This is a genomic window from Parapedobacter deserti, assembly GCF_042646065.1.
In the GTDB taxonomy this organism is placed as follows: domain Bacteria; phylum Bacteroidota; class Bacteroidia; order Sphingobacteriales; family Sphingobacteriaceae; genus Parapedobacter; species Parapedobacter deserti.
In genome coordinates this window covers 621,952-643,726 of record NZ_JBHRTA010000038.1, presented here as the reverse complement: position 1 = coordinate 643,726, position 21,775 = coordinate 621,952, and the positions used below count along the sequence as shown (strand labels likewise).

20 protein-coding genes are annotated in these 21,775 nt (G+C 48.7%); 11 read left to right on the top strand and 9 right to left on the bottom strand.

The genetic code is table 11. From position 1 onward, the window contains the following. Positions 1-74: 74 nt before the first annotated feature. From ACFOET_RS15305 to ACFOET_RS15285, 5 genes are read left to right on the top strand one after another with little or no spacing between them, the layout of a single operon-like run. Positions 75-1,037 carry a transketolase family protein gene (locus ACFOET_RS15305; RefSeq protein WP_379024207.1) on the top strand — a complete coding sequence of 321 codons (963 nt, stop codon included), beginning with the start codon at positions 75-77 and terminating at the stop codon, positions 1,035-1,037. A gap of 17 nt (positions 1,038-1,054) precedes the next feature. Beyond that, entirely contained in the window at positions 1,055-1,600 is a 546-nt protein-coding gene (locus ACFOET_RS15300) for an RNA polymerase sigma factor (RefSeq protein ID WP_379025124.1), read from the top strand. A gap of 33 nt (positions 1,601-1,633) precedes the next feature. Then, the gene (locus tag ACFOET_RS15295) at positions 1,634-2,338 is read left to right on the top strand and encodes a hypothetical protein (RefSeq protein WP_379024205.1); all 705 of its coding nucleotides are present in this window, start codon (positions 1,634-1,636) and stop codon (positions 2,336-2,338) included. Positions 2,339-2,340: 2 nt separating this feature from the next. Beyond that, complete coding sequence (locus ACFOET_RS15290; RefSeq protein WP_379024203.1) at positions 2,341-2,814, top strand: hypothetical protein; 474 nt, start codon at positions 2,341-2,343, stop codon at positions 2,812-2,814. Between the two features lie 14 nt (positions 2,815-2,828). Beyond that, positions 2,829-4,019: an aspartate aminotransferase family protein gene (locus ACFOET_RS15285; protein ID WP_379024201.1), complete on the top strand. Its 1,191-nt coding sequence runs from the start codon at positions 2,829-2,831 to the stop codon at positions 4,017-4,019. Here ACFOET_RS15285 and ACFOET_RS15280 read toward each other — a convergent pair. After that, positions 4,012-5,199, bottom strand: coding sequence for a class I SAM-dependent rRNA methyltransferase (locus ACFOET_RS15280; RefSeq protein ID WP_379024199.1), 1,188 nt, complete (start codon positions 5,197-5,199; stop codon positions 4,012-4,014). The two genes, ACFOET_RS15285 and ACFOET_RS15280, sit on opposite strands and share 8 nt — an antisense overlap. Positions 5,200-5,365: 166 nt before the next feature. Here ACFOET_RS15280 and ACFOET_RS15275 point away from each other — a divergent pair, with 166 nt between their 5' ends. The 3 genes from ACFOET_RS15275 to ACFOET_RS15265 are packed head-to-tail and all read left to right on the top strand — an operon-like array spanning position 5,366 to position 7,564. Then, complete coding sequence (locus tag ACFOET_RS15275) at positions 5,366-5,902, top strand: RNA polymerase sigma factor (protein ID WP_379024197.1); 537 nt, start codon at positions 5,366-5,368, stop codon at positions 5,900-5,902. A 20-nt stretch (positions 5,903-5,922) separates the two neighbouring features. Then, positions 5,923-6,480 (top strand): hypothetical protein, encoded by a 558-nt coding sequence (locus tag ACFOET_RS15270; RefSeq protein ID WP_379024195.1) that lies wholly within the window; start codon positions 5,923-5,925, stop codon positions 6,478-6,480. Continuing rightward, positions 6,467-7,564, top strand: a complete 1,098-nt coding sequence (locus tag ACFOET_RS15265; RefSeq protein ID WP_379024193.1) for a hypothetical protein — start codon at positions 6,467-6,469, stop codon at positions 7,562-7,564. Before ACFOET_RS15270 ends, ACFOET_RS15265 begins: the two co-directional genes overlap by 14 nt. A gap of 22 nt (positions 7,565-7,586) precedes the next feature. Here ACFOET_RS15265 and ACFOET_RS15260 read toward each other — a convergent pair whose 3' ends face one another. After that, positions 7,587-8,612 carry a hypothetical protein gene (locus tag ACFOET_RS15260; RefSeq protein WP_379024191.1) on the bottom strand — a complete coding sequence of 342 codons (1,026 nt, stop codon included), beginning with the start codon at positions 8,610-8,612 and terminating at the stop codon, positions 7,587-7,589. A 99-nt stretch (positions 8,613-8,711) separates the two neighbouring features. Here ACFOET_RS15260 and ACFOET_RS15255 point away from each other — a divergent pair, with 99 nt between their 5' ends. Then, positions 8,712-9,296 carry a thymidine kinase gene (locus ACFOET_RS15255; protein ID WP_379024189.1) on the top strand — a complete coding sequence of 195 codons (585 nt, stop codon included), beginning with the start codon at positions 8,712-8,714 and terminating at the stop codon, positions 9,294-9,296. A gap of 21 nt (positions 9,297-9,317) precedes the next feature. Here ACFOET_RS15255 and ACFOET_RS15250 read toward each other — a convergent pair whose 3' ends face one another. The 6 genes from ACFOET_RS15250 to ACFOET_RS15225 all read right to left on the bottom strand — a co-directional run bounded on the left by ACFOET_RS15250 (position 9,318) and on the right by ACFOET_RS15225 (position 17,938). Continuing rightward, entirely contained in the window at positions 9,318-9,833 is a 516-nt protein-coding gene (locus ACFOET_RS15250; protein ID WP_379024187.1) for a glutathione peroxidase, read from the bottom strand. An 11-nt stretch (positions 9,834-9,844) separates the two neighbouring features. After that, positions 9,845-10,711 (bottom strand): N-acetylglucosamine kinase, encoded by an 867-nt coding sequence (locus ACFOET_RS15245; RefSeq protein ID WP_379024185.1) that lies wholly within the window; start codon positions 10,709-10,711, stop codon positions 9,845-9,847. 59 nt (positions 10,712-10,770) lie between these two features. Beyond that, positions 10,771-12,072 carry a TolC family protein gene (locus tag ACFOET_RS15240; RefSeq protein ID WP_379024183.1) on the bottom strand — a complete coding sequence of 434 codons (1,302 nt, stop codon included), beginning with the start codon at positions 12,070-12,072 and terminating at the stop codon, positions 10,771-10,773. Positions 12,073-12,074: 2 nt separating this feature from the next. Then, positions 12,075-15,182 carry an efflux RND transporter permease subunit gene (locus tag ACFOET_RS15235; RefSeq protein ID WP_379024181.1) on the bottom strand — a complete coding sequence of 1,036 codons (3,108 nt, stop codon included), beginning with the start codon at positions 15,180-15,182 and terminating at the stop codon, positions 12,075-12,077. A gap of 14 nt (positions 15,183-15,196) precedes the next feature. After that, entirely contained in the window at positions 15,197-16,255 is a 1,059-nt protein-coding gene (locus ACFOET_RS15230) for an efflux RND transporter periplasmic adaptor subunit (protein ID WP_379024179.1), read from the bottom strand. 192 nt (positions 16,256-16,447) lie between these two features. Next, on the bottom strand, positions 16,448-17,938 hold the full coding sequence (locus tag ACFOET_RS15225; protein ID WP_379024177.1) for a gluconokinase: 1,491 nt from the start codon (positions 17,936-17,938) through the stop codon (positions 16,448-16,450). Positions 17,939-18,054: 116 nt separating this feature from the next. On the opposite strand from ACFOET_RS15225, the gene ACFOET_RS15220 reads away from it, so the two are divergent. After that, positions 18,055-18,597 carry a hypothetical protein gene (locus ACFOET_RS15220; protein ID WP_379024175.1) on the top strand — a complete coding sequence of 181 codons (543 nt, stop codon included), beginning with the start codon at positions 18,055-18,057 and terminating at the stop codon, positions 18,595-18,597. 48 nt (positions 18,598-18,645) lie between these two features. On the opposite strand, the gene tamL is transcribed toward ACFOET_RS15220, so the two are convergent. Then, complete coding sequence (gene tamL, locus ACFOET_RS15215) at positions 18,646-20,994, bottom strand: translocation and assembly module lipoprotein TamL (protein ID WP_379024173.1); 2,349 nt, start codon at positions 20,992-20,994, stop codon at positions 18,646-18,648. 5 nt (positions 20,995-20,999) lie between these two features. On the opposite strand from tamL, the gene ACFOET_RS15210 reads away from it, so the two are divergent. Beyond that, positions 21,000-21,746, top strand: coding sequence for a TrmH family RNA methyltransferase (locus ACFOET_RS15210; protein WP_379024171.1), 747 nt, complete (start codon positions 21,000-21,002; stop codon positions 21,744-21,746). The last annotated feature ends 29 nt before the right edge of the window (positions 21,747-21,775 follow it).

The window sequence follows — 21,775 nt, the reverse complement described above, 5'->3', positions numbered from 1 at the left end:
GTACCGCGACAAGGGCACAGCTCATCGAGAAAAATCATCGTAATACGCAATATTTACCACACAACACGTAAAAAATGAAAAAATACACATACACTGATAAAAAAGACACCCGCTCCGGTTTCGGGGCTGGCCTGCTGGAAGTGGGCCGGAAAAATGAACATGTAGTGGCTCTATGTGCCGATTTGGTCGGTTCCCTTAAAATGAATGACTTCATCAAGGAATTTCCTCAACGGTTCTTTCAAGTCGGTATCGCCGAAGCCAATATGATGGGCATTGCGGCCGGTCTCACCATAGGGGGAAAAATCCCCTATACAGGTACGTTCGCTAATTTCTCAACCGGGCGTGTTTATGACCAAATCCGGCAATCCATCGCTTACTCGGGAAAAAATGTAAAAATATGCGCGTCGCATGCCGGCCTTACGTTGGGTGAAGACGGGGCAACGCACCAGATTCTTGAAGACATCGGAATGATGAAAATGTTGCCGGGCATGACGGTTATTAACCCTTGTGATTATAACCAAACAAAGGCAGCGACCATAGCCATAGCCGATCATGATGGCCCCGTGTACTTGCGTTTCGGACGTCCAGTGGTTCCTATTTTTACAGACCCCGATCAGCAGTTTAAGATTGGGAAAGCATGGATGGTAAATGAGGGAAGTGATGTGAGCATTTTCGCTACCGGCCATTTGGTCTGGGAAGCGATTCAAGCAGGGGAGCAACTGGCAGAAATGGGCATCGATGCGGAGATCATCAATATTCATACCATCAAACCGTTGGATGAAGAGGCCATCCTGAGGTCAGCCACCAAAACACGCTGCGTCGTTACTGCCGAAGAGCACAACAGACTAGGCGGACTGGGCGACAGTGTAGCACAGGTGCTCGCTAAAAACAACCCTACACCGCAGGAATACGTGGCGGTGAATGATAGCTTTGGGGAAAGCGGCACGCCCGCACAATTGATGGAAAAGTACGGCCTGAACGCCGCCAACATCGTATCCGCCGTCCAACGGGTGATGAAACGCAGGCAAGAGCAATGAGCATACCTTAGCACATGATGGAAGACGGCCAGATATTGGAGAAATTTGCGGATAAAGGGACACGTGAAGAGGCATTTTCGCTACTACTTAAAAAATACCAACAAAAAATCTATTGGCATGTGCGGCGTTTGGTAATCGATCATGATGATGCGGACGATCTGGTACAGGATATTTTTGTCAAAGTCTGGAAAAACCTGGAAAATTTCAGGGAAGATGCACAGTTATATACCTGGCTTTACCGCATCGCCACCAACGAATGCATCACGTTCCTGAACAAGAAAAAGCAACGGCACAATATTTCGCTGGATGATGAAAGTTCAGCTTATCTGGCAGACTCATTGGCAGATACCCCGTACTTCAACGGCAACCAAGCGCAACTAAAACTGCAACAGGCACTTCTGACACTTCCGGAGAAGCAACGCATGGTTTTCAACATGAAGTATTTCGACGACCTCAAGTACGAAGAAATATCCGCTATCGTAGGCACCAGTGTTGGTGCGTTGAAAGCGTCCTATCATTTGGCAGTAAAGAAAATAGCACAATTTTTTGAAGCCAACGATTAAACCTTAACGTAACAAAAACATCTAAGGAGTACCATGAAGGAAAGACACACATACCGTGATGCCGATGCGCCGCAAAATTTGCCTGAGGCATGCCGTGTTAATCCATATACGGTGCCAGATGGTTATTTTGAAGGGTTACACCACTGCACGCTGCAAAAGTGCATGAGCGATGGCGAGCCGCAAACAACATTTGCAATACCCTTGGGATATTTCGATCAGTTGGAAGACAGCATAATGGCGGGTATTGCGGAGCAAAAACTGTTGGAAATCACCAGCCAAACTGGATTTTCGGTTCCGGCTAGCTATTTTGACAGTCTGAAAGAACAACTGCTAACCGAACGGAAACTCAAGGAAAAGGTGGGCGAAGCAGGGTTTTTCGTTCCTGCATCCTACTTTGCCGAATTGCAGCGCAACATCACGAGCCAGACATCCGAACGATCAGCCACACCCGTTCGGCATTTGAACCACCGCAGTTGGGTGGCATATGCCGCTGCAGCTTGCCTGGCATTGCTAGTAGGCATTGCCGGTGTCTTCAGGTTGGTTGATAGTGGGGACACCGCCCCCAGTAGCGTGCTAGCCGCTGTCTCTGATCAGGAAATACTTAATTACCTGGAGTTTTATGGGGCGGCAAACGACATGATTTATATTTCGGAACAGCTTGACGAGCTCGATGAGCGTAGTTTCGGTGAGGGCCTGAGTGAGGCGGATATTGAAGCATACCTTAATCATACGCTGTAAAAATGACCGCAATAAAAAAGTTTTGTTTTTTTGCAATTGTACTGTTTCCAATTTCCTATTCAATAGGGCAGGAAAGCAGGGCGCAGCGATTTGAGCGAATTGAAGCGGAAAAGATTGCTTTTATCACCAAAGAGCTCAATCTCACACCTTCAGAAGCGCAGCGATTTTTCCCGGTTTATAACCAGTATTATAAGGATATATCGAAGCTAAAGCACGAGCGGTATAATAAGAGAATGCAAGGTCCCCCGCAAAACCTGAAAAGCCAAAAACTTCAGGGGAATAGCCTTAACCCGACCAATACAGACGTGCTGGCTTTTGACGCCAAAGAACTGGAGGTCAAGAAAACCTACCGAAAGCGCTTTGCAGAAATCGTCGGACAAGCCCGGGCATCACGGTTCTTCGAGGTCGAGGAAGAGTTCCGCAATTACTTGCTACGTGAACTGCAACATCGTAGGCGAGACAAAGACAACCCTTAATTCGGAACTACTGCATGCTCAGTTTACGGCAGCTCTTTCTGTTAAATACCGCTCAAACTTCCCCTTCTCCCCGGCTCATTGAAGTGGCTCGTGCCGAGGGGGTATACCTATATGGGCCCAATGGCGAAAGGTATATGGACCTGGTTTCCGGGTTTGCTGTGAGCAACATCGGCCACCGCCATCCCGAGGTACTGAAGGCCATAACACAGCAGCTCGACAGGTATCTTCACGTAACAGTGTATGGCGAGTTTGTACAGGCTCCCCAGGTTGAGCTGGCTACCAAATTGCTTTCTTTACTTCCTAAACGGTTTGACTCGGTTTATTTCACCAATTCTGGCACCGAAGCTACCGAAGGTGCGATGAAAACCGCAAAAAAGGCCACGGGAAGGCGTGAGATTGTTGCTGCAGAAAAGGCCTATCATGGCAGTACGCAGGGAGCATTAAGCCTTATCGGGAATCCCGAATACCATAAAGCATATGCCCCGCTCCTACCCAACATCACATTTATCCGCTATAACGATCAAAGCCACCTCACTAAAATAACGACTGAAACCGCCGCCGTGGTCCTCGAAGCGGTACAGGGTGAGGCAGGTATCCGCGTACCTAGCATCGAATACATGCGGGCCGTCAGGAAACGCTGTGACGAAACTGGCGCTTTGCTCATCTTTGACGAAATACAGACCGGCTTCGGCCGCACAGGCAAACTCTTTGCGTTTGAACACTACGGCATCGAACCTGATATCCTCCTGTTGGCCAAAGGTATGGGCGGAGGTATGCCTATCGGTGCGTTTATCGCTAATAAGGCGGTAATGGATGTCATCAAAGACAATCCCATGCTGGGACATATCACCACATTCGGCGGGCACCCGGTAAGCTGTGCAGCTGCGCTTGCTTCGCTCAACGTCATTGTAGATGAACGCCTCACCGCAGAAGTAGAACGAAAGGCTCAACTGTTCCGCCAGAACCTTCAGCACCCCGCTGTTCGTGAAATCAGGGGCATGGGACTCATGCTATGCCTACAGATGGAGTCGTTTGAGCAGGTGGAGTCTATCAGCAGAAAATGTGCACAACGCGGCATTATTATCGACTGGTTCCTGCACTGTGAAACCGCGCTTCGTATTGCGCCGCCGCTCATCATCAATGAAGAAGAGATCATTACGGCTTGCAACACGATTATAAGTGTGATCGAAGAGACCATCACATGACTCTGCACAGCAAGCCTTTCAGGTATTCACCTTCGGGAAATGATGCACGGATTGGGTGGTCTTCAGGCTGACAAAACTGACCAACAAACTGGATCTCTTTGCCTGCATCCAAGGCGGCCCATGCCAGCACCTGTTTGAATGTGGTCATGTCCATCGCCGCTGAGCATGAGAAAGTGGCCAACAGCCCACCCTTTTCAAGTAATAACATTCCCCGCCTGTTCAATTCCTTATATGCCCGTGCGGCTTTATCAAGACTCGAACGCGATGGTGCATATTTGGGCGGATCTAAGACGATCACGTCAAATCGGTCACCACCGTCGACAAATGCGCGGAGCTGCTTGTTAACATCTGCCTGGATAACTGAGCATTTTCCTGTGTCGAAACCATTCAACATGATATTCCGCTGTAGTGTCTCAAGCGCCAATGCCGAGCTATCCACACTAACCACCTCAGCTGCACCACTGGCCAGTGCATTCAGCGAAAATCCGCCTGAATAACAAAAACAGTCAAGCACCTTCCCACCCACTGCATGCTGTGCAACAAGCAAACGGTTGACCCGCTGATCGCAATAAAAACCTGATTTCTGCCCCTCTACAATATTCACTTGGTAGTGAATGCCATTTTCTACGATGTCCACCCATTCCGGCGGGTGGATACCGGATAATAGCCCATTCGTAACAAGCAACCCTTCATGCGCCCGGGAATTGGCATCGCTGCGCTCATAGATGCCTTTTGGACTTAGTTGGCTGTTCAGTTCGTCAATAAGAACGGACTTGACACGTTCGACGCCAGATGAGTGTACCTGCACTGAAATAAAATCTGCGTATTTATCTACGATTAAACCTGGCAGAAAATCAGCCTCAGCAAAAACGAGCCGTAACGCATTCGTATGCGAAGACATAAGCAGGTGCCTCCGGGCTGCCAAGGCGCGCTGCAGCCTCATTCGCCACCACCCTTCACCGGGGGGAACGCCCATGTCCCACGACATCAGCCGGATCGCCACACGTGATTGTCCGTTGAACAGTCCATACGCTATAAAGTTTCCAGAATGATCGGTTACCTTGACGGCATCACCGTCCATCACGTTTCCATCGATGTGGCCCACAGCTCCGGAAAACACCCACGGGTGCTGCTGTCGAGCCGCCTTGTCTTTGTCCTTTTTGAGTCTAATGGTATGCATTGGCTACAAAAGTACTTTTTTAGTGAGATACTTCTTATTTCCTTCACCTTTTTCTAAAGAGCGGTGCAACACAGGGCCTAATGCGTGCGTCTATTAGTCAAGGAAATCTGGGCATGCGTAGACGAGGGAATAGTACTATTTCATGAAATCAGAAAAACAAGAGTAATTGGAAGCGTCATTCAGCGACAAGCACTATGAGTTGATATTGGCCTGCAAAAACGGGGATCGCCAATCGCAATTCAAACTATACAGCTTATATGCCAAAGCAATGTACAATACAGCGCTCCGTATTGTGGCGGACGAGGCTGAAGCTGCTGACGTATTGCAAGAAGCATTTATAGATGCATTTGCCCGATTAGACAGCTTCCGTCAGGATTGCACATTTGGGCTTTGGATGAAACAGATCGTCGTCAACAAATCGATATCGATACTACGCAGGCGGAAATTGGAATTGCAGCCATTGGAGGAGGGAGAGCATGTACCGGCAGAAGAGCAGGAAGAAAGCAATATGGAATTACGCGTAGAAGCGATCAAGAAGGCCATTGCTAAACTACCAGACGGATATCGGCTGGTGCTGACCTTGTATTTGCTTGAGGGCTACGATCACGAAGAAATAGCACATATCCTACAGATCAGCGAAGCGACCTCACGCAGTCAATTCCTTCGCGGTAAGCGGAAACTGTTGGACTATTTAACGAATTGAATGGACATAAAAAAGGCGAAATGAACGAGGATTTGAAAACATTCATCACGGAAAACAGGGCGGCATTTGACCATGCAACGCCGCCAGGGGCATTGTGGCAACGAATAGCGGATGAGCTGGACCGCCAACAGATGCAGCCCCGCAAATCTGCGGTGCGGAAAATGCGGATTATGCAGGTGCTCAAAATAGCTGCCCTGACGTTTCTTGTTGGCACAACAGGCATCGTAATATACTTCCTTGGAAAAAAACAAGCATATGAGGACTACAGCCAAATCAATCCTGAATTGGCCGCTGTGCAGCAGGTGTATGCACAACTCGTAACACAGAAAAAAGATTCGATTGCGTATATCGCATCATCAGACCCGCTGCTCTATAACGAGTTTTCTGATGTATTGCTCAAAATGGAGGCCAATTACGAAGTGCTTAAACGGGAGTTTTCAAGGAGTCCCAACAAGGAGTTGACATTGGGAGCCATGATTCGCAACCTGCAGGCGCAAATCCAAGTACTTAGCCAACAAATGGAGGTATTAAAGTACATTGACGGAACGAAAAAGCAAACCAAACATGAACAGATTTAACGGCCTTGGTTTACTGGTCTTGGGTGTCGCACTAGCGATCAGCACAAAAACCCTTGCGCAACCTGCAATTGATTTTCATCCGTTTGAGCAGGATGCCGAACGGCTTGCGGTTTTGACGGCTCCCATGGTCTTCCAACAGGACCAGGCGCACACCCATCATCAACCGCTACCGATACCGTTTTTCGGTTTTCAAAAAGAAAAGATAATCGAAAAGGTCTATTCGATCAATAACAAAAACAAGATAAGCATCGACAACCGATACGGCAAAATACGGGTACGCAACTGGACCCGAAACGAAGTGAAGGTATCAATAAGCATACGCACGGCTGAAAATTCTGAAAGGAAAGCACAGGAAGCGCTAGACCGCGTACATATTGTTGAATCCAAATCACCTAACAGCATTTCGTTCAAAACAGAAATCAGCGCAAGTGATTCACGCTGGTGGTCTTCGCTTATGAGCGGTGGCGATAACCGCGCGCTGCAGATCGACTACGAGGTGTTCGTGCCAAAAGCAAACGCACTCGCCCTGACCAACAGGTATGGTTCCATTGAACTGGACGATAGGGACGGTGGAGTGGTCATTTCCGTGGCCTATGGAAGTTTACAGGCTGGCAGGCTGAATGCCCGCGAGAATTCACTGGCCATTACCTACTCGGAGGCAACAGTAGCGTATCTCAACGGAGGCGATGTATCAGTACGGTATGGTGGATTTGCTCTTTCGGAAGCTGATAACCTGAAACTGGCTTTAAGCTATACCAGCGGGAGCGAAATCGGGGTCGTACACAGGGAGGCCGACATCAGCCTTCGTTACAGCGGAGGGTTTGAAATGGGGCTTGGTCCAGCTATACGGAGAGCCACCGTTGCGGCATCTTATTCCGGCGTGACGATTAGACCATCGGCAGGTGCGGCATTTCAATTTGACATAGCCGTAAGTTACGGCTCATTCAACTATGACCGGAGTCGCGCCAACATCGGCAGCAAAGCTGAAACGAATAGTTCGAAAAGTTATACCGGTTTTTGGAATAAAGCCATAAACAACACCGTCAGCGTAAGCTCCAGGTATGGCGAGGTGAGCTTGAGGTAAACCGCGGCACCGCCTTAGGCTACTAGGCAAACCGCTTCCGCAAGATGCCATACAGCTTGTCTACCGTTGCCTGCTTATCCGCCCAATTGTTCTTCTCTGCATAATTAGCTTGAAGAAATGCATCTGCCGAAGCGAAGTCGTCGTATCGATTGAGCAATTCGATCGCCTCGCTATAAGCCAGGCTATAGCCGTTGAACAGGTCTTTGATAAACAACAACTTGTCATTAAGGCTGATGGCAGACTTAAGATCGGTAATCCGCTCGCCATCTCCCCGGCGTGCCGCAAATAGCGCATTGCTACTCCCAGCCCCTGCTTTCCGTTGGGCTGAAATCATCTCATTGACGGTCAGCGGACGAGCTGGCCGTTCATGTTCACTAGGTTGGCCTGTCGGCAGATCAGACGCGCTGACGTGGATCTCTTTCTTTTCGATGGTCACCTGATTTACCACTTCACCGCGCTCCGGCGTTTGCCGCCTCCCTTCGCCGATATCGTTAACGCTATCATCTACTTCAGGTTCATCGGCATCACCGGTGTCTTCAGTTTCTTGGCTGTCTCCGGTTTCTTGGCTGTCTTTAGGCGCTGTGGTCGACCTTGCTTCAACCTGATCAACACTTTTCTTATCATTCGCCTCTTCGGTTTCCGCCTCTTCCCCTATCTCCTCGTTTGCCACTTCATTGGTGCCGGTATCTCCCGATACAGCCGTTACCTCTTCGACTTGTCTGACATGCAGCTCTTTTTCGCGTTCGGCTTCTATAGAAGGAGTAAATATCGATCTATCATCGGTTTGTCCCGAAGACCCCTTTTGATCGTCTGCAGTCGGTTCGACACGTTCAGCCTGCAAGGTGTCAGCAGCCTTCACATCCTCCCGTTTTAGCAGTTTGTTATACAAAACAACATGGGCAGCAAAATAATTAACAGTGGCTTCGAAGAGGTCTCCGCTGAGGTGCTGGTCCTCCGTTGTTTCTATACGTTCTAACGCTTCGTATTGTTCATTGATATCCTTTAATAACGTGCCGATTTTTGTTAATACTTGCTGTTTTGTAGCCATAAAAAATAGAATGTATTTCTTCCTTTATAAAAACCAAAATTAATATTAAATTCTGATATTAGTGGGCCTTGGCAGTATATAAATTCAACTGTCCAGCTAATGAAAAAGTTCATGCCGTCTTCAGAAAATCAGTTTGCGCTGACCAACGCACCATATGGAAGTATCGAGCTGATCTGCGGCTGCATGTTTTCGGGCAAAACCGAAGAACTTATCCGAAGAGTGCGCCGTGCCCGATTTGCGAAACTCACAGTCGAGATCTTCAAGCCTGAACTCGATACGCGGTACCATCATAGCGACGTCGTATCGCATGACAGCAGCGTGGTGCCATCGAAACCGGTGAGCCATTCGTCGTTGATCTTGTCACTGGGCTACACCACCAAAGTAGTAGGGATAGATGAGGCACAGTTCTTTGACGACGGACTGCCAGATGTCTGCAATCAGTTAGCAAACCGAGGTGTCCGTGTCATCGTCGCTGGCCTGGATATGGACTTCAAGGGCAGGCCTTTCGGCCCGATTCCTGCGCTGATGGCGATAGCCGAACAGGTAACTAAATTACATGCGGTTTGTGTGCGTTGCGGTGCTATGGCGAACTATTCTTATCGTATTGCGAAAAGTGAACAGCAATTAGTGTTAGGTGAAAAGGAAAGCTATGAGCCAAGATGCAGGGCTTGCTTTTTTAAATAACCAGATGCAACGCCGAAATCGTTATAATTTGCTCGTAAGTTCGGGGCTCATCGGTTCCACCTTGGATCGGAAACGATGAATAAGATTACCCTGCTCGTCTATCAGGAATTTTTCGAAATTCCACTTGATTTCTCCCTTGAAATCGTTATTATCTGCCTTAGTAAGGTATGCAAACAGGGGTAAGATGTCGTCCCCCGTTACGCTGCTTTTCTCAGCCAACAGAAAAGTGACACCGAAGTTCTTCTCACAGAATCCCTGAATATCTTCGTTACTGCCCGGTTCCTGTCCACCAAAGTTATTTGCCGGAAAGCCGATAACCACCACCTTGTCGGCATACTTTTCCGACAGTTCCTGCAACCCTGAATATTGTTTGGTATATCCGCATTCAGAAGCCGTATTTACAATTAACAGCTTTTTGCCTTTGAATTGCGAAAGCTTTATTTCCTTACCATCAATGGATGTAATGGTGAAGCCGTGTACATTGCCCGCTTCTTTCACCAGCATGGCGGCAACCAATAACAGAACAAGTGATTTCATATCTACCTTAGCTATAGCTGTATCTCGTAATTTCTTTCCCGCTGAATGACAAAGTCAAATAACTCCTCAATCGGCCGCTTAAGTATTTTACCGATCTTAACACCGTGCTGCTCGCAGACCGCACGCAGCGGCTCCATGAAATAAAAAGCTACAGACCCAACAAAATGACATACATAGTCGCGGTGATCTGGAAAAGATTTGATGTTTGTCGTGACAAACTCTTTAAATCCAGACGTTAGCAGTTCATCTATGAACGGATGGGTCATATGCTCTCCCATGAACGGAACAAACGACGCCAGATAAGCACTTGGTGATGCCCGTTGATAAACGTTTTTTATAACAATTTCTTTATTGAGGCGGTATTTAGATTGAAATGCCGCAGAAAGGTCAACAGGCATGACGCCATACAAAAAACTGGTTATTAATTGTTTACCGAACCAAACACCTGAACCTTCGTCACCAAGTACATAACCGATACCCAGCCGAGACGGGAGCACTCCCTCGCCATCAAAAAAACTTACATCAGATCCGGTACCCAACGTCGCGATATACCCTTTTCTATTCCCGCAGGTCGCGTAGGCAGCCCCCAGCAAGTCTGTCTCCACAGCGATAAAAGCGTTGGTAAAAAGCTGTGATAAAGCGTTAGAAACCATCTCGCGCCTATCCGGGCTTGAACAGCCGGAGCCAAAAAAATAGACCTCGCTTACCCGGTCGGCATGAGGTAAGATTTCTGGCACATTCTGTATAATCTTTGCGATATCCTTCTCATTTACGAAGAAAGGATTGAGGCCCTTTGTAGTAAACGCCAACCGATCGCCGCCGGGCAAGGCCAGCATCCAGTCTGATTGGGAAGAACCGCTATCTGCTACTAATATCATACACAACGTCAACTTCCTTTTGAATATCAAACTTAATCAAAGTTGCTTTTATATGCAAATTATTCCATCCTTAATGTTCCAGCTATTTGGTTTAACGTGATTTCGGCCAATTTCGCCTGATATTGGGCAGTGCTGAACCGTGCACTCGCATCCACGAAATTACGCTGTGCCTCCCGGAACTCCAGCGGGGCTATACTCCCGAGCTTAAATTTCTCCAGCGTAATCCCCATGTTTTCCTCGGCAATGTTTTTATTACGTTCTTCCAGCCGCACCAACTCCAGGTTCATCAAATAAGTTTGATAAACCGCCAGCAGCTGCGCTTCGACGTTTTGGCGGACTTTTCCAACCTCCATTTCTGCGGCTTCCAAAGCAAATTCCGCATTCTGTTCGTTTCTCCGCTGCATAAGACCATTAAATAGGTTCATAGAGGCTGATATACCATAATTAAAACCGTTGTTTCTTGACCGAGTCGAGAAGCCGAGTTCTGTGCGTGACCGCGCGCGCGTATAAGCTGATGAAACGCTGACTACCGGATAACGTTCGCCTTTGACCCGCTTAAGCTCCAACTCACTGATGCGCTGGTTAATGATCGCAGCCTGCAATGCCGGATTCATTTGCTTGGCCGATTCGGAGAGGATTTCGTAATTGAGATCGCTTGCTATGATTATCGTATCCGAAACGGTGAAATCAGTATGTACATCACGTGCCAGCAATTCGTTTAGCCGAATCTGCGTACTTCGGTATTGGTCGCGTTGTCGTAGAAGGTTGGTGGTGTCGGTATTGAGATCTACGCTAGCGGCCAGGACCTCCAATTTGGAGGCCTGACCGATCTGGTACCTGTTCTCTGCGGTTTGATATCGAAAAGCGGACAGCTCCAGTGCGGTTTGTGTGGCGCTGATAAGCTGTCGCTGCTGCACCAGGTCGAAATAATTGCTTACCACTTCAGAGACGGTGGCCAGTATGGTCGCTTTAAGGTTAGCGTCCCCTAAAGCCTTCCATTCCTTCAACTGCTCGTAGCGTGTAAACATCTGGAACCCATCGAAGATCGTCCAATCCAAGCTAGCGCCATAAGCCACTGATCTGCTTTCGGCACCGCGCAACGCCCGAGTTTCGCCGCTCAGCAAAGTCTGCGTGGTATTTTGGATAGCTGCGGCCGAAGATACGTCAGCGCTGACCGCTGGTAGCATGCCGGCATTCCCTATATGTACATTGTTAGTCGCGATAGCGGCATCGTTGGCGACCAGTCGGATGTCATAGTTGCTTTCCAATGCGATGACTATAGCTTCCTCCAGAGCTAGCTTAGGTTGTGCAATGCCAAAAATGGGGAAAAGAAAACAAACGATGCAAACAAGTTTCTTCATAATCAATGGGCTCCTGCCATCACCTCCTTTTCTATCCGATCGGCTTCTTCCAAGTCCGGATTGGCTTTATATTCCCTTGACCACATCGCGTATACTGCCGGAATGATATACAAGGTAAGTATCAGTGAGAACATGGTGCCGCCCACGATTACGACCCCCATACCGACACGGCTTGTCGCTGCTGCCCCGAAAGCCATGGCGATTGGCAATGCTCCCAATGCGATAGTCAAACTGGTCATCAATATCGGACGAAGCCTCGCCTCGGCCGCTTCAATAATTGCCTGTTTGACCGGCATTCCTCTTGCCTTCAGCTGATTGGCAAACTCAACAATAAGGATACCGTTTTTCGTCACCAATCCAATCAGCATTACCGTACCGATCTGGCTAAAAACATTCCATGATTCACCGGTAATCCAAAGGGAGAGCATCGCCCCGGCCACAGCCATCGGTACCGTTAAAATGATGATTAGGGGATCAAGGAAGCTCTCGAATTGTGCGGCAAGGATCAGGTACACCAGCAACAACGCCAAACCGAAAGCAAAAAGTGTGTTGGAGCTGCTTTCCGTAAAGTCGCGGGACTCACCTCCAAGATCTACGGAAAAACTGTCGTCCAAAACCTGGTCGGCTATCCGGTCCATTGCAGCAATACCCTCTTCAATCGTCTTCCCACGGGCTAACGATGCCGATACGGTGGCCGACATAAACCTGTTGTTGTGGTAGAGTTGGGGCGGACTGCTTTGCTCAACCATATCCACGACATTGTCAAGCTGCACCAGCTCACCCGTGCTGCTGCGGACAAATATGGTGGCCAAATCCAAGGGCGAACTGCGGTCGTCGTTTGTGAACTGCCCAATCACCTGATACTGCTTACCATTCATCAAAAAATACGCAAACCGTTGTCCACTTAAGGAGAGCTGCAGCGTTTGCGCCACATCCAATACCGATACGCCAAGGCTCTGTGCCTTGTCCCGGTCAATGCTGATATTGAGCTCCGGACGGTTAAATTTCAGATTGACATCAACGTTTGCAAACGTCGGGTCAGCCGTCGCTATGTTCATAAATTCCGGAATCTTCTCTTCAAGCCTCGCAAAGTTGGGTGCCTGTATAATATATTGGATTGGCATTCCGCCCCGTCTGCTGACCGAAATCGTCGGTTGCTGGGAAATAAACGTACGGGCCTCGCTGAACCGGCTTACCTGCCTGCCCAATGCTTCCGCGATCTCGTCCTGCGAGCGTTCCCTTTCTTGCGGAGGTACAAGGCCGATGCGCATCATTCCCGTGTTTGCACTCCCCGTACCTGCGAAACCGGGAGAAGTATTAACCATGTTGACGGTCTTTTCCGGAACCGAATCGTTGACGAGCTGAATCAACCTGAGCATGAAACGATCCATATATTCAAAAGTACTGCCCTCGGGCGCCGTCACACTGGCACGTACGAGACTACGGTCTTCATAAGGCGCCGTTTCTTTTCGCAGATGTACCCAAAACCACGCGATAAGACCGAAGCAGACCGCCAATATTGGGAAACTTACCCATTTCGCCCGCATAAACCGGCGCAAAGAATTGGCGTATCCGGTAGTCATCCTGACAAAATGCGGCTCCGTTGCCTTATAAAACCGGGAATGGTGGACGCCACTACGCATCAGGTATGCGTTGAGCATTGGCGTAAGCGTTAATGCTACGAAAGCCGAAATCAACACCGCCGCGGCGATGACAACCCCAAACTCCCGGAACAGCCTGCCCACAAAGCCTTCCATAAACATAACCGGTAAGAACACAGCTGCCAGTGTGACGGAAATGGAGATGACGGCAAATAAAATCTCGTTGGACCCTTTGATGGCTGCCATGATCGGAGACATGCCTTCTTCTACCTTTTTGTAAATGTTTTCGGTCACTACGATGCCATCATCTACCACTAATCCGGTGGCCAGCACAATGGCCAGCAAGGTCAGCACGTTGATGGAAAACCCAAATAGGTACATCACAAAGAAGGTCGCAATGAGCGACACCGGGATGTCGATCAGCGGACGGAACGCGATACCCCAATCGCGAAAGAAAACAAAGATGACCAAGATAACCAGAATCAATGCGATAATGATGGTTTCGGCTACTTCAGTAACAGACCGCTTTATAAACAGCGTGTTGTCGATAGCGATTTCCATCTTAATATCACTCGGCACCTCATTCTTCAATTGTTCAAACCGCTCATAAAATGCATTGGCAATATCGATGTAGTTGGTCCCCGGCTGCGGGATGATGGCCATCGCTGCCATCACCGAACCTGATTCGCGGAATTCGCTTTCCAGGTTTTCGGGGCCAAGCACGGCATTGCCGATATCACCGAACCGGATAATCCGATCACCTTCCGAGCGGATAATCAAGTTGTTGAACTCTTCCTCGGTAGTGAGGTTGCCTATGGTTTTGATGGTAAGCTCTGTATTATCCCCGATAATTTTTCCAGAAGGCAATTCGACGTTCTGGCGATTCAACGCATTACGAACATCCAGCGGGGTGAGCCCGTACGCGGAAAGCCGCATAGGGTCTATCCATAACCGCATGGCGTACCGCTTCTCGCCCCAAATCTGCACCGCACTTATCCCGGGCAACGTCTGCAGGCGCTGCGCAATAACGTTGTCGGCAATATCCCCAAGATCAAGCGGCGATCGTGAATCACTTTGAACCGTTATGACGATGATAGGCTCAGAATCCGCGTCAGCTTTAGATACCACCGGCGGAGCGTCAATATCCTGCGGCAGGCTACGCATCGCCTGTGATACCTTGTCCCTGACATCATTAGCGGCCTCTTCCAGGTCTTTACTCAACACAAACTCGATATTGATACGGCTGGATCCTTGGCTGCTTGATGAGGATATATTTCGAATGCCATCAATCTGATTGATTGAGCGCTCGAGCGGCTCAGTGATCTGAGATTCGATGATTTCCGGATTGGCTCCTGCATAATTGGTCCGCACAGATACAATCGGGGGATCGATGGAAGGGAATTCGCGTACCCCGAGAAACGTATATCCGATGACACCAAACAAAATGAGCATCAGGTTCATCACGATCGTGAGAACCGGCCTTTTAATGCTAATGGTTGACAGACTCATGGCTGTAATGTCTATTAATGTTCAACGACCTGTGCGCGCACAGGCATCCCGTCCTTGAGCGACATAATCCCTGAAATCAGCACCGTATCGCCGGCACTCACCCCGCTTGTTATTAAAACATCCGTTCGTGTGCGGTTTTCGGCTTCCACATCCGTGGCTTGAGCCTCCCCATTTTTCAACAGGTAAACCTGCTTTCCATTCTGTACCGGAATTACCGCCTCCGTTGGCACCAGTACAGCATTTTCCATGCGGTCCAAAGGCAGCTCGATGCGAGCAAAAGAGCCGGGAAACAGCTGACCTCCGGGGTTTTCAGCCACCGCACGGATGCTGATGGTGCGGGTAGAGGCATCCACCCCGGGCTCGATGGCATAGATTTCGGCGTGATACTTCGTGTCGGAGCCACTTACGTGAAAACTTAATTCTTGCCCCACCTGAATCTGGCCGCTATACTTTTCGGGAACCGAAAACAGGAGCTTAACGGAAGTAATGCTCATTAAGTTAGCGACCACTGTAGCTGGGGTGAGGTACTCACCTTCCGAAATCGACCGAAGACCAATCTTTCCAGAAAAAGGAGCAAGGACAGCGGTTTTTGCCAACTGTGCACGGATCAGCGCAGTCTGGGCTTTGGCATACTCAAAGTCAGCATGTGCAACGTCGTATTCCTGCTGGCTGATGGCTTCCTTCTCCAACAGTAAACGGGCTCGGTTTTCATTATCTTCGGCTAGTTTCTCCCGGCTTTGTGCTTGGGTAAGCTGTGCCTGCAGCTCGGCGTTGTCGATACGCAGCAGCAGCTGCCCTTTTTTTACCATTGTTCCTTCACGAAAACCCAAGCTTCTCACGATACCGGACACCTCGCTACGGATCTGCACCTGTTCATCGGGTTCAATAGACCCCGAAAGCGTTATGACATTGGCAAACTCACGGGGCGCTACGACTATTGCGTTGACCTCCATTGATCCTCGTCCCGCTGCTTGCGGCGGCGCTATTTTCGCCCTGTCGCTACGTGTTAAGCGATAGCTTACAAAAGCCACAACAACCGCAGCTATCGCAATATAAACATACTTTCTCTTCATGTTTAGTATCTGAACGCAGGCTTGGTTATTCCTCCACTGCTGAAAGATATAAATGTACATCTTTTCGTCTGCCAAAGCTACTGGAATCAGCAACTATTTCAGAGCTGTATCACATTTTTTACTGAATCTGCGCATATAAATAGCGCACCCACCAGTATACCGAATACCCGACTACCGATACAATACATTCTTTTAAAATTCATCTTTGACCCGGTCATACAGCCGCTCAAACAGGCGAAAGTTTTCCATATACGCTCGATGCTGTCGGGCGTTCGGCATGAAAATCTCTCCTGAAGTCAGATTGCCTATCGCTTTGTCGAAACTGGCAATCCGGCCTAACGCTTTGAGCGTAACGAGGAAAGCACCCTTTGCCGCCGCTTCTACACTTTCCCTCACCAGCACCTGTTTATTGAATACATCAGCTAATAGCTGGGTCCACAGCGGAGAGCGGGCAAAGCCACCGTTAGCGTGGAGGACACCGACAGGGCCAGCGATTTCTTCCAGCACCTTCCCAACACTGTACAAACCATAGGTGATACCCTCGAATACCGCGCGTGTAAAATGGGCCTTGCGATGGTGCATCTGAATGCCAAAAAAGAGCCCCTTGGCGTCGGCGTTCCAGTGCGGCGCACGTTCACCGGCGAGGTACGGCAAAAAAACCAATCCATCCGCCCCTGCCGGAACCGCGGCGGCCTCCTCGGCAAGCGAGGAGTAAGTCTGATCTCCATCTATTCCACCGACACCGAAATGGTCTTTATACCACCTAAGCACCATTCCTCCGCTATTCACCGCTCCCCCAAGCACAAATAACTCTTCCGTGAGTACATAACTGAACGTGCGCGCCTTATGATCGGTTTTGGGCGATCCGGATAACATCCGTATGGCACCGCTTGTCCCGATGGTCACCACCGCATCGCCAGGGGCAACGGCACCCGCCCCCAAATTGGCCAGGCACCCGTCGCTTCCCCCCACAATAAAAGGCGTATCGTCAGGGATCTGCATATCCAGGGCCACCTGCCTATCCAGGCCTGAGCACCTATACGTAATTGGCACCGGCTTAGCCAGCTGCTCAGGCAAAATTCCGACTAAATTCAACGCCGGGGGATACCATGCGCGTTCATAGATATCAAAAAGCCCAGTGGCGGAAGCAATGGACTCATCCACCACGTAGTGGCCGAACAACTTAAAAAACACGTACTCCTTGATGGATATGAACTTTTTAGCGGCTGAGAAAACAGACGGAAGGTGCTCCCGCAGCCAGGCCAGCTTGCAGAGCGGCGACATCGGATGGATAGGCGTACCCGTCTTCAGGTAAATATTCAACCCCTCCGCCGTGTTTCTTAATTTGGTAGCAAAAGCCTCAGCCCGCGTATCCGCCCAGATGATGCAATTGGTTAGCCGTCGATCCTGTTCGCCCATAACAATTAAGCCGTGCATCGCACTGCTAAAGCCAATTCCGGATAGCCTGGCACTGCCCCAAATGTCATTGACGCGCCGGACGACCTGCGGGATAGCTTTAAGCACCGCAGAAAACAACACGTCAGGATCCTGTTCAAAGAAATCCTTTTGCGGATTCAGCAAGGGATAACCAACGTAGGATTCGGAAATAATACTTCCAAAAACATCGAAGGCAACCGCTTTCGTGCCAGAAGTACCGATATCTACACCTATGATATAATCCATTGAAGCGAAAAAGCAATAATCGGAAACATGAGGCAATACGTTCGCAAATATATAAAAATACCTTACTTTTCTGTTTTTTCCTTAACATTGCATCAATCCAATATCAACGGTAAGACATGCGGAATTTCCTTTATTTATTGACCATGGTATTATTCCCGCTAATGTTGCAGGCACAACAGCAAAGTGGTATTAACCATTTTATCGTACGGGAAAACCTCATCGATAATGGAAAATTGGCCATCATCGCTACAGACGCTGAAGAGCGTCCCAACGAATCGATCTCCGGTACCTATCAGTTTGTAATCAATGGCTTTAAACATGAGTTGAAGTTCAATGAAGGCGTAGCCATTACCGCGAATGCGATAGAATCCTCGGCTTTTGTATTCATCAAACACCGCAACCAGCAGGGATCACACGGTCGGTTATATTATGTTGTGAAAAGTGAAAAGGGACTCAACCCCATTGCTGTCAATTGGTATTACTTGATCCTTGTCCCAGCAGTCATCCTATTGGTTGCTTATCTTTTCAAACGACTTATGGCGGTCGCCATCGTGGTGCTGATCGGATTATTCATTTTCAATTACAGCAAAGGCTTGAATCTGGAAAATATTATTGAAACCATTGTCCACGGGATTAAGTCGTTAGTCATCGATCGTTAACCGACTGTCTGGAGATCGTCCACACGCTTTAGTCACAGGGCCCCACGTCTAAAAGGGCATACCGATACCGAAATTGTACTGCACAAAATTATAGCGATCAGGCGCATTGGTGATACGGTATTGTTCTTTAAATTGCCTGCTGGCAAAAAACTCGGAGATCACCCATTGTTTTCCGCCATGGAATTGGGGGTCGCGCACTTTGATTCCTGCGTCTAACCGGACAACGAAATAATCTAGGTCAAAGCGCAGCCCCGCTCCCGCACCGATTGCAATCTGTCCTAAGAACCGATCGAATTTGAATTCGCCATCCGGATTCAATTCATTGGCTCTGATCCGCCATATATTACCAAAATCAGCGAATGTGGCTGCTTTCAGCTTTGCGCCAAAGACATCATTCACAACCCTGAACCGGTACTCCACGTTGCCTTCCAATTTGATCTCGCCAAGTTGGTCGAGGTTACGGAAGTTTAGGCGCAGGTCGGGATCGAGCACTTCACGATTATAGTTGCCCGGCCCCAATGTGCGGGCCTGCCATGCCCTGATGCCATTCATCCCTCCCCCGAAAAAGCTCTTTTCGAAAATCAATAAACTGGAATTATTTCCATAGGGCACCGCTATTCCCGGATTGAGCCGGACGACCAATTGCCGGTCACCACCCAGGTGCCGATAATACCGCAGGTCAGTCTCTACCTTTGCGTATTGCAGGTAAGGCACTCCTAACACTTCCTTTTCACCGTCTTCGTTTTCGCTGAAATTGACGATTTGGCCGGCGAGCCCCAAAAGATTGCCGCTCAGATCCAACGCACCTCTGAAATACAGAAAATCCGCTAACCGGGATAATTTGGCAGCATTAACCGTATACGTATATTGCGAACCCAACCCGAAATACGCCCTGTTATTACTTCGAACGTAAAGCAGAAAACCCTGTTCGACCAATCGTTGAGCGAATTCACTATTCAATTGCCCATAGCGGTATTCTAGCACCAAGGGTGTCAGGTTATGCTGTCTATACCGATTATCAAACCAATTGTAGGACAATGTTCCGCTAAAATAACGGTTTGAATAGGTTCGAAACTGGTCAAATGCCTGCAGATTTGCAGAGAAAATGGTGCGGGGCAACCCATTCCTCCCGACAGGAGGAACGGCAAAGGGGGTAATTAGCCGAGGTACGGTGATGTTGACCCCAACCTGGAAATCGTTATTAAAGACGCGGTCAAGCAGATTACCTGGAAGACGGGAGTCGAAAAGCACCCCATACCGGAGTTTCACATCCAACTGTTCAAGTCCGCCAAAAAGATTTCGATGGGTAAAGGTGTTCCCGACGTTAAAGCCGCTCATCCCCGCATTGAACGTGTATTCGCCCTCCACCTGATTGGCCATGTACGGCCGTGGCACAAGTTCGTAATACACATTCAAACGGCTCGAATCTGGCTTACTATAAGTAATTTTTACACTACGGAAACCGTTAAGCTCATAAAGCCGGTCGTAGGCAAGGTTCTCCATATCAACATTAAAGGTACTGCCCTGCCGATGAAAAAGATAGCGTACTATGGGAGCTGGCTTGAAACGGCCGGTATGATCTTCAAAATATAATGATCCTGGAAGTTTTAATTTATGCGGCAAAGGGTGATTGAGCTCAGCCCGGTCATGTTTTACCACTACAAAGCTGCTGTCTATGATGTATTTGGTATGTGCAGCCTGCCCTTCTGGATTGTCCACAATTATTGCGAGATCCGCTTGGTTGCTGTTCAGACTTGAATCCACATCTACCCGCATATACTGCCTGAAATAATCATAATATCCATGCTGCCGCATCAGCTGATAAATAGATTCGCGCTCTGCTACCAAAGAATCGGCATCATAGCGCATACCTGATTTGATTTTTGAAAAACTGGCTTTTCCTTCGTCATAGAGCTGCGCCAAACGCGGGTCAGCAATTTGCACGTCCACCTCACGCAACGTAAACGGCATCCCCGGCAAGGCGTGGAAGTAAATGTGTGCACGTTTGCCTTTCCGAACGATTTCACTGCTTACCCTGGCATTGAAATAGCCTTTCGAGACCAGGTAACGGCTGATCTGTTGAGCAGAGAAGGCAACTAAACCACTATCCAAGAGATGTGGTGGTTCGCCAACATTTCGAATATTTTCAGTACGATAGCGGCCTTTCCTCACATTGGCTAAGTTGTAGACAAATAGGTTGATGCGCGAGTTGGGCCGAATATCCTGGGAAATATAAGCCTGTGCTTGCTCTTCATGCTGCGGGTCAATTCCCCTGATTTCCGCTTTGGTAACCAGCGCCTGTCCCTCCGCGAGCAAGCGGGGAGAGCGGCATGAAGCGAATAATACCAACAAAAGCATTATACTTGCATACGCAAAAAGATAATTTTGTTTATCCATTAACAATGCTTTCAAAACTGCAAATCCGTACCATCACTTCGCTTCAACATAAAAAATTCCGTAGAGAACATGGGTTGTTTGTCGTGGAAGGTGCGAAATCCATCATGGAGTTTCTCCGCTCGGACTATCCGGTTCAACACATCTTTTACACCCCCTCTGCGGCTGCAAAATTGATCAAAATCCCGCAAAATATAAAATCTCAAGAGATTAGCGAACATGATTTGCAACGGATCAGTTCGCTGAAAAACCCGCAGGGCGTGTTAGCATTGGTTCAAATCCCTTCGCATCCGACTTTAGCGAACCAACAACTATGCAATGCATTCCACCTCGTATTAGACGATATACAGGATCCAGGTAACCTCGGCACCATCATCCGCACAGCAGAATGGTTCGGGTTCACGCGTCTTATCTGTTCCACGGGCTCGGTAGACGCTTACAACCCGAAGACCGTTCAGGCGAGTATGGGGTCATTGGCCAGGGTGCAGGTGCACTATGCGAATATCGAAGCACTGCTCGCCAATCCGCCCGTTCCTGTTTTTGGAGCCGTGCTTAATGGGGAGTCCATCTACGGAACTGACTTTGGATCGGAAGGCTTACTGGTATTAGGGAATGAAGGCAATGGTATCAGTAGAAACATATTACCACTCATCAAATATCCGGTTACTATTCCCCGCGTGGGGCAAGCCGAATCACTCAATGTAGCTGTGTCGGCCGCCCTCTTCTGTGCCGAATTGGCTAAAAGAAGGAAGTAACCCAACCATTTGTTTGTGCAGGGAACTGC

Excerpts from the sequence above, each read along its gene's own strand:
- ACFOET_RS15225 (WP_379024177.1), bottom strand. The coding sequence starts at position 17,938 with ATGGATTATATCATAGGTGTAGATATCGGTACTTCTGGCACGAAAGCG.
- ACFOET_RS15250 (WP_379024187.1), bottom strand. The coding sequence starts at position 9,833 with ATGAAATCACTTGTTCTGTTATTGGTTGCCGCCATGCTGGTGAAAGAA.
- ACFOET_RS15260 (WP_379024191.1), bottom strand. The coding sequence starts at position 8,612 with ATGGCTACAAAACAGCAAGTATTAACAAAAATCGGCACGTTATTAAAG.
- ACFOET_RS15255 (WP_379024189.1), top strand. The coding sequence starts at position 8,712 with ATGAAAAAGTTCATGCCGTCTTCAGAAAATCAGTTTGCGCTGACCAAC.
- ACFOET_RS15285 (WP_379024201.1), top strand. The coding sequence starts at position 2,829 with ATGCTCAGTTTACGGCAGCTCTTTCTGTTAAATACCGCTCAAACTTCC.
- ACFOET_RS15270 (WP_379024195.1), top strand. The coding sequence starts at position 5,923 with ATGAACGAGGATTTGAAAACATTCATCACGGAAAACAGGGCGGCATTT.
- ACFOET_RS15265 (WP_379024193.1), top strand. The coding sequence starts at position 6,467 with ATGAACAGATTTAACGGCCTTGGTTTACTGGTCTTGGGTGTCGCACTA.
- ACFOET_RS15220 (WP_379024175.1), top strand. The coding sequence starts at position 18,055 with ATGCGGAATTTCCTTTATTTATTGACCATGGTATTATTCCCGCTAATG.
- ACFOET_RS15210 (WP_379024171.1), top strand. The coding sequence starts at position 21,000 with ATGCTTTCAAAACTGCAAATCCGTACCATCACTTCGCTTCAACATAAA.
- ACFOET_RS15230 (WP_379024179.1), bottom strand. The coding sequence starts at position 16,255 with ATGAAGAGAAAGTATGTTTATATTGCGATAGCTGCGGTTGTTGTGGCT.
- ACFOET_RS15295 (WP_379024205.1), top strand. The coding sequence starts at position 1,634 with ATGAAGGAAAGACACACATACCGTGATGCCGATGCGCCGCAAAATTTG.
- tamL (WP_379024173.1), bottom strand. The coding sequence starts at position 20,994 with ATGGATAAACAAAATTATCTTTTTGCGTATGCAAGTATAATGCTTTTG.
- ACFOET_RS15290 (WP_379024203.1), top strand. The coding sequence starts at position 2,341 with ATGACCGCAATAAAAAAGTTTTGTTTTTTTGCAATTGTACTGTTTCCA.
- ACFOET_RS15280 (WP_379024199.1), bottom strand. The coding sequence starts at position 5,199 with ATGCATACCATTAGACTCAAAAAGGACAAAGACAAGGCGGCTCGACAG.
- ACFOET_RS15305 (WP_379024207.1), top strand. The coding sequence starts at position 75 with ATGAAAAAATACACATACACTGATAAAAAAGACACCCGCTCCGGTTTC.
- ACFOET_RS15240 (WP_379024183.1), bottom strand. The coding sequence starts at position 12,072 with ATGAAGAAACTTGTTTGCATCGTTTGTTTTCTTTTCCCCATTTTTGGC.
- ACFOET_RS15235 (WP_379024181.1), bottom strand. The coding sequence starts at position 15,182 with ATGAGTCTGTCAACCATTAGCATTAAAAGGCCGGTTCTCACGATCGTG.
- ACFOET_RS15245 (WP_379024185.1), bottom strand. The coding sequence starts at position 10,711 with ATGATATTAGTAGCAGATAGCGGTTCTTCCCAATCAGACTGGATGCTG.
- ACFOET_RS15300 (WP_379025124.1), top strand. The coding sequence starts at position 1,055 with ATGGAAGACGGCCAGATATTGGAGAAATTTGCGGATAAAGGGACACGT.